Source organism: Mesorhizobium liriopis (genome assembly GCF_024053505.1).
GTDB lineage: Bacteria > Pseudomonadota > Alphaproteobacteria > Rhizobiales > Rhizobiaceae > Mesorhizobium_B > Mesorhizobium_B liriopis.
The window spans coordinates 366,004-378,979 of sequence record NZ_JAMXQS010000005.1 but is presented as its reverse complement, the minus strand read 5'-3'; the positions used below and the strand labels follow the sequence as shown (position 1 = coordinate 378,979).

Here is a 12,976-nt window from a genome sequence, read left to right as displayed (position 1 = left end):
GGTTCCATGAGTGCCATCTGGAAACACACGACCCATGTCCGCTGCATCTGCTTCCCTGAGGTTGGTTGAAACGGAACCCGCACGGCCGTTCGCGGATTTCGCGCCACCAATCCGCGCGCAGTCGCCGCTTCGCCAAGCGATCACCGCCGCCTATCGCCTTCCCGAAACCGAATGCCTGCCTCTGCTTGTCGAGGCGGCAAGGCTGCCCGAGAGTTTGAGGGCTGAAGTGGCTGGAACGGCGCGAACCCTGATCGAAGCCCTGCGGGCCAAGCACAAGGGTAGCGGCGTTGAGGGCTTGGTGCAGGAGTATTCCTTGTCGAGCCAGGAAGGGGTAGCACTGATGTGCCTTGCCGAAGCGCTGTTGCGCATTCCTGACAACGAAACCCGCGACGCCCTTATCCGCGACAAGGTCGCCGAAGGCGATTGGAAATCGCATCTCGGCGGTACCAAGTCCATGTTCGTCAATGCCGCGACATGGGGCCTCGTGGTGACTGGAAAGCTTACCTCCACCGTGAACGACCGGAACCTCGCGGCGGCCCTCACTCGGCTGATCGCGCGTGCCGGAGAGCCGGTCATTCGCCGCGGCGTCGACATGGCGATACGGATGATGGGCGAGCAGTTCGTCACGGGCGAAACGATTGCCGAGGCGCTCAAGCGTTCCCGGCCGCTCGAAGCGCGGGGCTTTCGCTATTCCTATGACATGCTGGGCGAGGCCGCGACCACGGCGGCCGACGCAGCGCGCTATTTCCACGATTACGAGAACGCCATCCACGCCATCGGCAAGGCTTCGGACGGGCGCGGCGTCTCTGAAGGGCCCGGCATTTCCATCAAGCTTTCCGCCTTGCATCCACGTTACAGCCGGGCTCAGTCCGGCCGCGTGATCGGCGAGCTTCTCCCGCGTGTGAAGCAGCTCGCTTTGCTCGCCATGAAATATGACATTGGACTCAACATCGACGCCGAGGAGGCCGATAGGCTCGAACTGTCGCTCGACCTCCTTGAAAGCCTAAGCTTCGACAAGGAGCTGGCTGGCTGGAACGGCCTTGGTTTCGTCGTGCAGGCCTATAGCAAGCGCTGCCCCTTCGTGCTCGACTTCATTATCGACCTTGCCCGCCGCTCCGACCGCCGTATCATGGTCCGCCTCGTCAAGGGCGCTTATTGGGACGCCGAGATCAAACGTGCCCAAGTCGAAGGCTTGGAAGGCTTTCCGGTCTATACACGGAAGGTCCACACCGACGTGGCCTACATTGCATGCGCCCGCAAGCTCCTAGGAGCGCGCGATGCCGTGTTCCCGCAATTTGCTACCCACAACGCCCAGACGCTCGCCGCCATCTATCATTTGGCCGGACCGGATTTTCGGGTGGGCGAATACGAATTCCAGTGCCTTCACGGCATGGGCGAGCCTCTTTACGACGAGGTGGTTGGCAAGGAAAAACTTGGCCGCCCCTGCCGCATCTACGCGCCGGTCGGCACGCATGAGACGCTTCTGGCCTACCTCGTGCGGCGCCTTCTCGAGAACGGCGCCAACTCGTCCTTCGTGAACCGTATCTCGGACCCTAGGGTTTCCGTCGACGATCTCGTCGCCGATCCCACCGATGTGGTCGAAGCGATGCCTGTGATCGGGCTGCCTCACGATCAGATCGCGTCACCAGCAAAGCTCTATGGTCGTGAGCGTCGCAATTCGACGGGGCTCGACCTTTCCAACGAGAACACACTGGCCGCGCTCTCCCGCATCCTCGAGGCCAATGCCGCTGCTCGCCTGCACGCGAAGCCGCTCCTGGCCGACGGCTCGGAGGAAGGCGTGACGCGGCCCGTGATTAATCCGGCAGACCATTCAGACGTCGTGGGATCCGTCACCGAGGTCGAGGTGGAGGATGCATCGTGGATCGCGCGCCTGGCCGCAAAGGGCGCCGTACAATGGTCCGCCGTTCCGCCTGCCGAGCGTGCCGCATGCCTGGAAAAGGCCGCCGACCTGATGCAGGATCGCCTCGAGTTCCTGATGGCGATCGCCATGCGCGAGGCCGGAAAGTCTGCGGCGAACGCAATCGGCGAGGTGCGCGAGGCAATTGATTTCCTGCGCTATTACGCGGTACAGGCGCGCAAGACCCTTGGGCCGTCTCACGCACCGCTGGGAGCGGTTCTCTGCATCAGCCCCTGGAACTTCCCGCTGGCTATCTTCACGGGACAGGTCGCGGCAGCCCTCGTTGCCGGCAATGCGGTGATGGCGAAGCCTGCAGGCGTCACCCCGCTCATTGCATTCGAAAGCGTGAGAATCCTGCACGAGGCCGGCGTGCCGCGTGGCGCGCTGCAATTCGTGCCAGGCAGCGGCCGTCTCGGAGCGGCGCTTGTCGCCGCGCCTGAAACGGCAGGCGTCATGTTCACGGGTTCGACTGAAGTCGCGCGGCAAATCCAGACGCAACTGAGCGAGCGCCTCTCGACTACGGGCAAGCCCATTCCGCTGATCGCCGAGACCGGTGGCCAAAACGGCATGATCGTCGATTCATCCGCGCTTGCCGAACAGGTCGTCGCCGACGTCATCGCGTCCGCCTTCGACAGCGCCGGCCAGCGCTGCTCCGCGCTTCGCGTGCTCTGCCTTCAGGAAGAGGTCGCCGACCGTACGCTTGCCATGCTGAAGGGCGCGCTTGCGGAATTGACCATCGGCCGCACCGATCGCCTCCGCATCGATATTGGCCCGGTCATCAACGAGCCGGCCAAAACGGAGATCGACAGCCACATCGAGAGGATGCGCGCGCTCGGCTGCAAGGTGGAGCAGCTGCCGCTGCCGGCGGGCACAGAGCAGGGCACCTTCGTGGCTCCCACGATCATCGAGCTGACGAAGATGTCGGATCTCACGCGCGAGGTCTTCGGCCCGGTCCTGCACGTGATCCGTTATCGCCGCGAGGACCTCGATCGTCTGATCGATGACGTGAACAACTCTGGCTACGGTCTGACCTTCGGCCTGCATACGCGACTGGACGAGACAATCGAGCATGTCACGGGCCGCGTGAAGGCGGGCAATCTCTACATCAATCGCAACATCATCGGCGCCGTGGTCGGCGTGCAGCCATTTGGCGGGCGCGGGCTGTCTGGAACGGGGCCGAAGGCGGGCGGTCCGCTGTATATCGGCCGTCTTGTCCAGCATGCGCCCGTCCCGCCGCAGCACAGCTCGATCCACACGGATCCGGCGTTGCGCGATTTCGCGTCGTGGCTGGGCCGCAGGGGACACAATGCGGAAGCGGACGCGGCACGTGAATTCGCCGGCATGTCCGCCTTGGGCCTGCAATACGAATTGGCGGGGCCGGTTGGCGAACGCAACCTGTACGCACTCCATCCGCGTGGCCGGATCCTTTTGGTTCCCACGACGGCTGGCGGGATGTATCGCCACGTGGCAGCGGCGCTCGCGACCGGAAACACCGTCGCCATCGACCGTGCATCCAATCTCGAATCAGCCCTTACAGGGCTTCCCGCTTCGGTTGCCGCAAGGGTTTCCTGGACCTCGGACTGGAACAAGGACGGACCGTTCTCGGGCGCGCTGATAGAGGGCGACGCCACACGCGTAAGCGTCGTCAACAAGCAGGTCGCGGTGCTCGATGGACCGCTCGTTCTCGTCCAGTCCGCGACCACCGAAGAGCTGACCGAGGATCGCGAGGCCTACTGTCTCAACTGGCTGCTCGAAGAGGTTTCGACCTCCATCAACACTGCGGCAGCAGGCGGCAACGCCAGTCTCATGACGATCGGCTGACGATGGCGATCATGACCTCGACAACGCGACCGGAGGCCACGCCGATGAATTCCACCGACGAGCCAAAGGAACAAAGGGCCGACGGGCTTCTCCAGAGATATCGGCCCCTTGGCATCCGGGCCGTGCTGACGGCTTCCACGGTGAAACCATCCGTTGAGCAGCCCAAGCCTTCGGTTCAGGAGCCGCATGGACGCCTGCCGGCGGGCTTTCACATGCCACATGACTTGGACGACTGACGAACGGCAGAGCGCAAAGTCGAAGCCAAGTTGAGCAATGCCCTCATCTGCGTCCGACTCGATGCAAGCGGGAAACGTGATTTTGAACGCAGACTTGGGATCGCCGTTGATGCGCCCTTCGCGAAAGGATGCAGTCTGAAACGAAGCGTTCGAGAACAACTGGCTAAGTCGCCGACAACGGAGTTCATGAAAGGATGCCTTTGATGAACCGGTCGCTTCAACCCTGATTGCGGCAGTTCATTGATCAAGGCCAGCGCGATCGGCTGATCATCAACCTATGCTTGGTTGATGCCCGGACCATTGATGGTTCGCTGCCAAGCCGACTGCCAGTTGCACAAGCTCGTTCTGATAAGCTCTCCCGATGGCCTGTCCCGCGAAAACGATGCGGTAGATTACTGTCGCCACGAGGAGGTCCATGAGATGATCTGGGGCAGGTGCCGGCTCACCGCGTTCAGCAGCTCGCCAGACGAGCGTTTCGAGGTTGGCGAACGCTTAGTCTGCCGCAATCCGTGCCAGCGAGACGTTTTCAACACGCTCGCGGATCATCGCGCGACAAACCCCTGTTGAGATGTCTTCCATGAACTGGCCGAGCCGAACGAGGAGATCGCCTTCCAGTGTTTCAGTGCTGACGGGTTGGTGCGGCTAGTCGGCACCTCGCGACCAGACATCATCGGCCGCAATGGCGCACTGCTGGCAAACGACCTGCGCGTTGCGTCCTTGTATGCCGAACTCCGGCGCATCCCGGATGTCGACGAAGTGGTCGAAGATCTGTCAACGGCGCTGCCCGAATTTCATCACGAGGGCACCTATCACAAGCTCAAGGGAAAGGCGGGTTTGTCTGGCTTAAACCACAACTGACGCCACGCCAGCAGCATGATATCCTCGCGCTCGGGCTGCCGGGCGTTGGGCCCCGCCTCGGGATCAAGCGCTTCTATCCCGACGAGAGTCAGATGGCCCATGTTCTGGGCCTCACCAACATTGACAATCAGGGCCTGTCGGGCACGGAAAAGTGGATCGCCCAGCAATGCTTGGTCGGTCTGCGCATGAGCTGGCTTGGAGTAAAGGGGGCATTCGAACCTGTTCAGCTCTCGCTCGATGCGCGTGTCCAGCACATCGTGCATGATGAACTGACCAAGGCGATGGCGTTGTACAAGGCGACGACGGCCGGTGGCATCATCCGCGATAACAAGCCGATGAACGATGCGAGCCTCCGCCGCTGCCTTCAGGACGGTCTCATGCCGGAAGACTGGTACCGTATCCTCAACGCCCGCGTGTTCTTCTGGCTGTCCAAAAAGCGTCTGCTCAAGCTTCTCGCGGCGCGCTCCTATGCGCAGACCGAGCATGAGGTGATCACAATCGACGCGCGGCCCCTAGTCGAGGCCCATCGCTGCCAGATCACGCTTTCGCTCATAAACAGCGGGGCCACCGGCAGGTTTCCCGTGAAACGCGGCCTTTCCACCTTCCTGTCCCTCGATGCCTATCCTTATGCCAAATGGCGCAGGAAGCGAACGAAGGACGAGCGCGCCGTGGAGCTGGCCGTGCTTGGCGGCGTCCCCGACATCGCCCGCTTCACCCGACGCGTGGTGCGGATGAAGGGGGACCGGGAGGTCGCGGTGCTGTTCGAGGCGTCTCAGTCGCCGTAGCCGATGACGCCTTTGGTTTCCACGAAGTCGTGGATGGCCCAATCGGCATATTCGCGGCCATTGCCGGACTGTTTGTAGCCGCCGAAGGGCGCGAAGGTGTCCCATTCCGGATAGTTGATCGAGACCTGGCCCGCGCGCAGCCGGGCCGCCACCTTGCGTGCATTCTCGATCGAGCCCGACTGCACATAGGCTGCAAGCCCGTAGACGGTGTCATTGGCGATGCGCACCGCATCGTCTTCGTCCTGGTAGGAGATGACCGAAAGCACGGGGCCGAAGATTTCCTCGCGCTCGATTGTCATGCCGGGCTTCACATGACCGAACACGGTGGGCCGCACATAGTAGCCGCGATTGAGATGCTCGGGGCGCCCCGGGCCGCCGGCCACGAGCGTCGCCCCTTCCGAAATTCCCTTTTCGATGAGGCCCTGGATCTTGTCGTACTGGATCTGGCTGACGACCGGGCCGAGCTTGGTATTCTCGGCTTGCGGGGCGCCCACCACATGGGCGTCGGCGGCCTTCTTGGCATAGCTCAGCGCTTCGTCGTGGCGGTCGGCCGGCACAAGCATACGGGTCGGCGCATCGCAGGACTGGCCGGAATTGCCGAAGCAGCCTTCGACGCCTTTGGTCACCGCTTCTTCCAGGTCGGCATCGGGCAGGATGATGTTGGCAGACTTGCCGCCGAGCTCCTGCGCCACGCGCTTGACGGTGTCGGCTGCCGTCTTTGCCACGATGATGCCCGCCCGCGTCGAGCCGGTGAAGGACACCATGTCCACATCCGGGTGCCCGGCCATCACCTGGCCGACCGCAGGGCCCGTGCCCTGCACCATGTTGTAGACGCCCTTGGGTATGCCGGCCGCTTCCATGGCTTCGGAAAAGATCACGCCGCTGATCGGCGCGATCTCGGAGGGCTTGAGAACCACCGTGCAGCCTGCCGCAAGCGCGGGAGCCACCTTGCAGACGATCTGGTTGAGCGGCCAGTTCCAGGGCGTGATCAGCGCGCAAACGCCGATCGGCTCCTTGACCACCATGGTCGAGCCACGCCTTTCCCGCCACTCGAATTCTTCTAGCCCCTTGATCGTCGCCTCGAAATGGGCGCGTCCCGCCCAGGCCTGCGCGTCGCGCGCCCACCCGATCGGCGCGCCCATTTCCTGGCTGACGGCCTGCGCGATATCCTCGAAGCGATTGTTGTATTCTTCCAGCATACGCTTGAGCAGGGCCAAACGTTCTTCCGGCGTGGTCTGAGAGAAGGTCTCGAAGGCCCGCTTGGCGGCCGCCACCGCCTTGTTCACATCCGCCTCCGAGCCCACGGAAATCTGGGTGTAGGCTTCTTCCGTGGAGGGATCGATCACATCGAGCACGGCAGGCACAACAGGATCGACCCATTCGCCGTCGATGAAGAACTGGAGATGGTGGGACATGGGATCGCGCTCCGAATTGGCTCGCGCGATCCTAGCGTGGAGTTGCGAGCGTGGGGAAGGGCAGGCGACGCTTCCTGTTGGGGCAGCGACGGGACGGCTGGGGTGTCGATGCAGGCGGCCAAGCCACCCCGCCCCTTACTGCTTGAGATAAGCTTCGAACGCGTCCTTCCAGTCCGGATGCCACCGTGACAGCGGCGGGCGGTTCTCGACGATGTCGCCGGCGGCCCATGCGATCCGCTTTTCATCCAGCGCGCGGGACACGTCATTGTCCGGGCAAAGAATGTAGAAATCCCCGCGCTCCAAGCTCTTGAGCATGAAGTCCGCCGTTTGCTCGGCCGTCCAGGCGCCGGCCGGCTTTTCAGTCCGCTCGCCCTTGGTCAGTTCCGTCCAGACGAAGCCCGGAACAAGGAGATGCGCCGAAAGCCCGCTCGCCCCTTCCGTGTTGCGCAACTCATGTGCAAGCGCTTCCGTGAACACCTTCACACCTGCCTTCGCCGTGTTGTAGGCCGGGTCGCCGGGTGGCGTGGTGATGCCCTGCTTGGAGCCCGTATTGATCACGAGACCCGGGCGACCGCGCCGGATCATGTTGGGCACGAAGGCGCGGGTGCCGTGGATGACACCCCACAGATTGACGGCGAACACCTTCTCCCAGTTACTCAACGGTCCAAACAGGGCGCTGCCGGGTTGGATGCCGGCATTGTTGACGACCACATCCGTGCCGCCCCAGCGGTCAGCGATGGTTCTCTCGAGCGTGGCCAGGGCTTCGGGGCTCGAAACATCGACCTCGTCGGCAAGCACTTGGGTGCCGTCCTTCGCATCCGCCCGCACGGCCTTAAGTGCAGCATCGAGCCGTTCGCGGCCGAGATCGGCGATGGCGACGTGGAGGCCCAGCCCGGCGAAGCGCTTGGCGATCGCTAGCCCGATGCCCGAGGCGCCCCCGGTGACGACGGCGACCGAGCCGGGCTGAAGAGCAGGGTGGGTCATGGGACGTGCCTTTCGGGTTCTTGCTGAGCGCCGCATAACTGGCGCAGAGCGCCACGCAAGGCGAGCCCCGAACTGGACTTTGGCCCGTCGCCCATGCTTAAGCGCAAAGGATCAAAGGGAGGAATCTTACAGTGCTCAAGGGAATCGATCCGCTTCTCAATGCCCGCGTGCTCGGCGCGCTGCGTGCCATGGGCCATGGTGACGACCTCATCATCGCGGACGCGAATTTCCCGGCCGAATCGATCTCCAAGCAGACCGTGCTCGGCTACCCGCTTCACATCGACGCCTCCGCCACGGATGTCGCCCGCGCGGTGCTTTCGCTCTATCCGCTCGACAGCTTCGTGGACGATGCGGCCGCGCGCATGGAAGTGGTCGGCCGCCCCGACGAGATCACCGATGTGCAGCGCGAGGTGCAGAGCGAAATCGACAATGCCGAAGGCAAAAGCTGGCCGCTTGTCGGCATCGAGCGCTACGCCTTCTATGAGCGCGCCAAAAAGGCCTTCTGCGTGATCCAGACATCCGAGCGCCGCTTCTATGGCTGCTTTGCCTTCCGCAAAGGCGTGATCGCACCCGAAGCCTGAGAGAAATCGCATGAGCAAGCCCCTCGTCATTCTCGGCGTGTTCGTGGCGGATGCCGCCTATCGCGCTCCCCGCCAGCCTCGCATCGGTGAAACCATTCTGGGGCTCGACTTCAAGCTCGGTCCCGGCGGCAAGGGCTCGAACCAGTCGGTGGCAGCCGGGCGTTTGGGCGCGGATGTGTCCTTCATCACGCGCCTGGGAACCGACGACTTCGCCCGCATGGCGAATGAGATATGGGCGGAAGCGGGCGTGAAGCCGGCCATCATCGAGACGCCCGAAAGCTACACCGGCTCGGCCTTCATCTTTCTCGAGGAAGCCACCGGCAACAACGCCATCATCATCGCGCCGGGCGCTGCGGCACTTCTCTCGCCCGCCGATATCGAGAAGAACCGCGCGCTGATCGAAGGGGCTGGCGTCTTCATCACCCAGCTCGAACAGCCAGTCGATGCCGCCCGGCATGCCTTGGAGATCGCGCGTGCCGCGGGCGTCACGACCATCCTCAACCCCGCCCCCGCAGCAAGCCTGCCGGATGAGATCTTCACCCTGTGCGACTATCTCACGCCCAACGAGTCGGAGGCCGAGGAGCTGACGGGCATCGAGGTGCGCACCGTCGATGATGCCCGCCGCGCTGCCGACGCGCTGCTCGCCAAGGGCGTAGGCACGGTCATCGTCACGCTCGGCGAAAAAGGCGCGCTGCTTCATTCCCGCGACGGGTCGGAGCACCTGCCGGTCGTGTCCGCCGGTCCCGTCAAGGAGACCACCGGTGCGGGCGATGCCTTCAATGCCGGTTTCGCCACAGCCCTTGCACGGGGCGACACGCCCTCGAATGCGGTGCGGTTCGCGACAGCCGTGGCCGGCATCTCGGTGACGCGCGCAGGCGCGGCACTCTCCATGCCGACGCTGCAAGAAGTCGAGGCACTGCTCGCCAGGAACTGAATACGCAAATAACTTGACTTAATCAGTCATCTTTGTTCGATGGGATATCTCAACAGGCATCATCATCGAGCATGAGTTTCCATCCCCGCATGGACAGCCGGATCGAGGGCTTTACGCCTCTCGAACCTCTGCGCTGGCGCGGCTGGGCGGGGGCGGTGGCCGATATCTGGACGGTGGCCTGCGCGGAGAATGCCGGCGGGCAGTATGTGTCGCCGAATTCGCGGCTTTTCGTGATGCTGGAAGGTGCGGCGAGCGGTGCGATCTGGCTGGCCGCCGAGGGCGATGATGCGACGGTCAAGGTCACTTGCGAGAACCCCATTGCTTTCGTGCCGGCCGGCTGCGTGGTCTATAGCCGCGTCGAGGGGATCGCGCGCCTGTCTCACCTCGACATCCATTTCGATCTTGGGGCCTTGCGGCGCAAAGCGGGCATGACGCTCGACGAGGACCGACTCGTTCTCCCGCGCCTCGGCTTCGCCGATCCGCGTATTCTGGCTTTGGCGGGTCTTGTCGCCGACGAGGTGCGCTCGGAAAATCCCTTGGGCGATCCTTACGGCGAGGGAATGATCACCTCGCTCTTTCTGGCCCTATGTGGCGCCCCCCAGCATCGCCCGCGCCTGCCCGGACCCCGGCTGGGGCCGACCCAGCTCGCACGTGTCACCGGCTTTCTGAACGCGAATGCGTTGCGCAATGTGCGGCTGGAAGAACTGGCGAGCCTCGCCGGCCTGTCGCAATCCTATTTCGCCAATGCCTTCAAAGCCTCGGCCGGCGTGACCGCCCAGCAATATCACGCGGAAGCCCGGCTCGGGCGCGTCAAGGCGCTCTTGTCCGAAACCGATACGCCGCTCAACGCGCTGGCCTTGATGACGGGCTTTGCCGATCAGGCGCATCTGACCCGTGTCTTTCGCCGTCTCACTGGCACCACGCCCGCCGCATGGCGGCGCGAGCATGTTGCAAAAAAGCCATAGGGTCTGGAATCGCGGCGCCGATTCGCAGGATCAGTCAAACCGCCGCAAGAGCGTTCAAGCCTTCGCTTTAAAACCTGATGTAACGACTCCGCTTATCAAAGCTCCGTCTGGACTGGCTTCGTGGGGAAGCGGGACGGTGCGGTTCGGGTTCGGGGAATGGGTAAGATGATGCGTCAAGGGCGGACGGCACTTCTGGGCAGCGCGGCCATGCTATTGGTCATGATCGGCGGTCAGGCCCACGCGCAGGAAAACGGCAACACCGCGCAGCTCGAAGAGGTCGTGGTGGAAGGCCAGGGTGGGGGGCAGGGTGCCGCGACCGGCCCCGTTGACGGCTATGTCGCCAAGGCGACCGCCACCGGCTCCAAGACCGCGACGCCGATCCAGGAGATTCCGCAGGCTGTGTCCGTCGTCGGCCGCGACGAGATCGACGACCGCGGCGCGCAGAAGGTGGATGAGGCGCTGCGCTACACGGCGGGTGTCTTCTCCCAGCCCTTTGGCAACGATGCCGACACCAACTGGATCTATGTGCGCGGCTTCGATGCCACCCAGACGGGTGTCTATCAGGATGGGCTTCAGCTCTACGGCTACGCCTTCGGCTCCTTCTTCGTCGACTCGTATCTGCTGGAACGCATCGAAGTGCTGAAGGGGCCGGCCTCGGTTCTTTACGGTGGCGCCAATCCCGGTGGTGTCGTCAATTACGTCTCCAAGCGCCCGACGCCTGACGCGTTCAACCGCTTCGAAGCGGGCATCGACTCTTTCGGTGTCGGTTATTTCGGATTCGACATCGATGGCCCCGGCACGGTCTCGGGCGGGTCCGATGGCTCGCAGGGCGGGGTCGACTATCGCGTGGTCGGGCGTCTTTATGGCGGCGAAGGCTTCTACGATAATGAGGAGCAGTTCCGCGGCGTGATCTCACCGAGCATCACATGGAGCCCGGACGAAGCGACCAAGCTGACGGTGCTTGCCAATTACACGTACATGGACAACCTCCACGGCGTCGGCTCCTTCCTGCCTTATGTCGGCACGGTGGAGCGCGCGCCCTTCGGCCGCATCGATCGCGACTTCAATCCGACCGAGCCGGACATCGACAATTACAGGCGCAACCAGGCCTCGATCGGCTACGAATTCGAGCATACCTTCGACAATAACGTAACGTTCCGCCAGAACGCACGCTACAGCCACGCCAAGCTCGAGGAGGCCTATCTCTACGGCAACGGGCTGACCGCCAGCGGTTTGCTTCTCGACCGTGTGAACTTCTCCCACGACACCGAGGTCGGCTCGTTTCTCATCGACAACCAGGTGGAGGGCAGGGTCAACACAGGTCCCGTCGAGCACACGCTGCTTGCCGGCATCGACTACAAATACTTCAATATCGATCAGGTGCAGAGCTCGGCGCTGTTCGGCACGACCACGCCGATCAACCCCGAAGATCCGGTCTATGGCGTGCCGCAGACGGAGCCTGTCTCCTACATCAACCAAGACCTGACCCAGCAGCAGCTCGGCGTCTATCTCCAGGATCAGCTTCGTTTCGGCGGCGGTTGGCTGGTGACGCTGAACGGTCGCTATGACCGGGTGTGGACGGATACCGAGGACGGCCCGACCTTCTACGCGCCGACGCAAGACAATCAACGCGATGGCACGGACGGCCGGCTTTCGGGCCGTGCGGGCATCGCCTACGAGTTTGCGAACGGCGTAACGCCCTATGCGAGCGTCGCCACCTTCTTCAATCCGGTCATCGGCGTGGACTTCTTCGGTGACAACTTCACGCCTGAAACCGGCGAGCAATATGAAGTGGGCGTAAAATATGCCCCGACCTGGTTCGATGGCATCGTCACGGCTTCGCTCTTCGATCTGACCCGTCAAAACGTCGTCACCACTTTGGAAAACAATGCCTTCGCCAATGTGCAGGTCGGCGAAGTGCGTTCGCGTGGCTTCGAGTTCGAAGCCAAGGCCAATCTGGACGCCAACTGGCGCATGACTGCTGCACTCACCGCCTTCGATCTCGAAATCACCGAGGACGATGATGCCAGCCTGATCGGCAACCAGCCCTTCCTTGTGCCCGATACGCAGGCTTCGCTGTCGCTCGACTACACCTTCCATGAGGGTGCGCTCGACGGTTTCACGGTGGGCGGCGGCGTGCGTTACATCGGTTCGTCCTGGGCGGATCGCGCCAATACGCTGGAAGTGCCATCGGCAACTCTCGCGGATGCCAAGATCGGCTATAAGAAGGACAATTGGGGCGCCGACCTCGTGGTGACCAACCTTTTCGACAAGGACTACGTCGCCGGGTGCCAGGGCGCGAATGTCTGCTCCTACGGCGAAGCCCGCAAGGCGTTGCTCAAGGTGAATGTCGAGTGGTGACGGTTGAGAACCTTTCCGCTAGAACCGCGCCCGGCTGCAGCCGGGCGTGAGCTTTTTGGCGCCATGAAGCCCTTCTTCGCCCAAGGCAGCCGCATGCCGGTTACCCACGCTCTGATCG

9 protein-coding genes and 1 pseudogene are annotated in these 12,976 nt (G+C 63.1%); 7 read left to right on the top strand and 3 right to left on the bottom strand.

Annotation, left to right across the window (positions count from 1 at the left end; translation table 11 throughout):
- Window positions 1–34: 34 nt before the first annotated feature.
- Window positions 35–3,739 carry a trifunctional transcriptional regulator/proline dehydrogenase/L-glutamate gamma-semialdehyde dehydrogenase gene (gene putA / locus NGM99_RS11785; protein WP_252819092.1) on the top strand — a complete coding sequence of 1,235 codons (3,705 nt, stop codon included), beginning with the start codon at window positions 35–37 and terminating at the stop codon, window positions 3,737–3,739.
- A gap of 506 nt (window positions 3,740–4,245) precedes the next feature.
- On the opposite strand, the pseudogene NGM99_RS21770 reads toward putA, so the two are convergent.
- A pseudogene (locus NGM99_RS21770) lies at window positions 4,246–4,449 on the bottom strand (TetR/AcrR family transcriptional regulator C-terminal ligand-binding domain-containing protein); the annotation flags it as partial.
- Between the two features lie 162 nt (window positions 4,450–4,611).
- Between NGM99_RS21770 and NGM99_RS11775 the strand changes: the two are divergent.
- Both NGM99_RS11775 and NGM99_RS11770 read left to right on the top strand, forming a co-directional pair.
- Window positions 4,612–4,833 carry a hypothetical protein gene (locus NGM99_RS11775; RefSeq protein WP_252819091.1) on the top strand — a complete coding sequence of 74 codons (222 nt, stop codon included), beginning with the start codon at window positions 4,612–4,614 and terminating at the stop codon, window positions 4,831–4,833.
- A 92-nt stretch (window positions 4,834–4,925) separates the two neighbouring features.
- Complete coding sequence (locus tag NGM99_RS11770; protein ID WP_252819089.1) at window positions 4,926–5,618, top strand: DUF7002 family protein; 693 nt, start codon at window positions 4,926–4,928, stop codon at window positions 5,616–5,618.
- Here NGM99_RS11770 and NGM99_RS11765 read toward each other — a convergent pair.
- Both NGM99_RS11765 and NGM99_RS11760 read right to left on the bottom strand, forming a co-directional pair.
- The gene (locus NGM99_RS11765; protein ID WP_252819088.1) at window positions 5,606–7,033 is read right to left on the bottom strand and encodes an aldehyde dehydrogenase family protein; all 1,428 of its coding nucleotides are present in this window, start codon (window positions 7,031–7,033) and stop codon (window positions 5,606–5,608) included. The genes NGM99_RS11770 and NGM99_RS11765 overlap by 13 nt on opposite strands.
- Window positions 7,034–7,168: 135 nt before the next feature.
- On the bottom strand, window positions 7,169–8,017 hold the full coding sequence (locus tag NGM99_RS11760; protein WP_252819086.1) for an SDR family NAD(P)-dependent oxidoreductase: 849 nt from the start codon (window positions 8,015–8,017) through the stop codon (window positions 7,169–7,171).
- 131 nt (window positions 8,018–8,148) lie between these two features.
- Between NGM99_RS11760 and NGM99_RS11755 the strand changes: the two genes are divergently transcribed.
- The 4 genes from NGM99_RS11755 (at window position 8,149) to NGM99_RS11740 (ending at window position 12,858) form a co-directional block, all read left to right on the top strand.
- Entirely contained in the window at window positions 8,149–8,598 is a 450-nt protein-coding gene (locus NGM99_RS11755) for an RbsD/FucU family protein (protein WP_252819085.1), read from the top strand.
- A 10-nt stretch (window positions 8,599–8,608) separates the two neighbouring features.
- On the top strand, window positions 8,609–9,532 hold the full coding sequence (rbsK, locus tag NGM99_RS11750; RefSeq protein WP_252819083.1) for a ribokinase: 924 nt from the start codon (window positions 8,609–8,611) through the stop codon (window positions 9,530–9,532).
- Between the two features lie 71 nt (window positions 9,533–9,603).
- Window positions 9,604–10,497: a helix-turn-helix domain-containing protein gene (locus NGM99_RS11745; RefSeq protein ID WP_252819081.1), complete on the top strand. Its 894-nt coding sequence runs from the start codon at window positions 9,604–9,606 to the stop codon at window positions 10,495–10,497.
- Between the two features lie 156 nt (window positions 10,498–10,653).
- Window positions 10,654–12,858 carry a TonB-dependent siderophore receptor gene (locus NGM99_RS11740; protein ID WP_353937408.1) on the top strand — a complete coding sequence of 735 codons (2,205 nt, stop codon included), beginning with the start codon at window positions 10,654–10,656 and terminating at the stop codon, window positions 12,856–12,858.
- The last annotated feature ends 118 nt before the right edge of the window (window positions 12,859–12,976 follow it).

Coding starts and splice junctions, on each gene's coding strand:
- putA (WP_252819092.1), top strand. CDS start 35: ATGTCCGCTGCATCTGCTTCCCTGAGGTTGGTTGAAACGGAACCCGCA.
- NGM99_RS11770 (WP_252819089.1), top strand. CDS start 4,926: ATGGCCCATGTTCTGGGCCTCACCAACATTGACAATCAGGGCCTGTCG.
- NGM99_RS11765 (WP_252819088.1), bottom strand. CDS start 7,033: ATGTCCCACCATCTCCAGTTCTTCATCGACGGCGAATGGGTCGATCCT.
- NGM99_RS11760 (WP_252819086.1), bottom strand. CDS start 8,017: ATGACCCACCCTGCTCTTCAGCCCGGCTCGGTCGCCGTCGTCACCGGG.
- rbsK (WP_252819083.1), top strand. CDS start 8,609: ATGAGCAAGCCCCTCGTCATTCTCGGCGTGTTCGTGGCGGATGCCGCC.
- NGM99_RS11745 (WP_252819081.1), top strand. CDS start 9,604: ATGAGTTTCCATCCCCGCATGGACAGCCGGATCGAGGGCTTTACGCCT.
- NGM99_RS11740 (WP_353937408.1), top strand. CDS start 10,654: ATGGGTAAGATGATGCGTCAAGGGCGGACGGCACTTCTGGGCAGCGCG.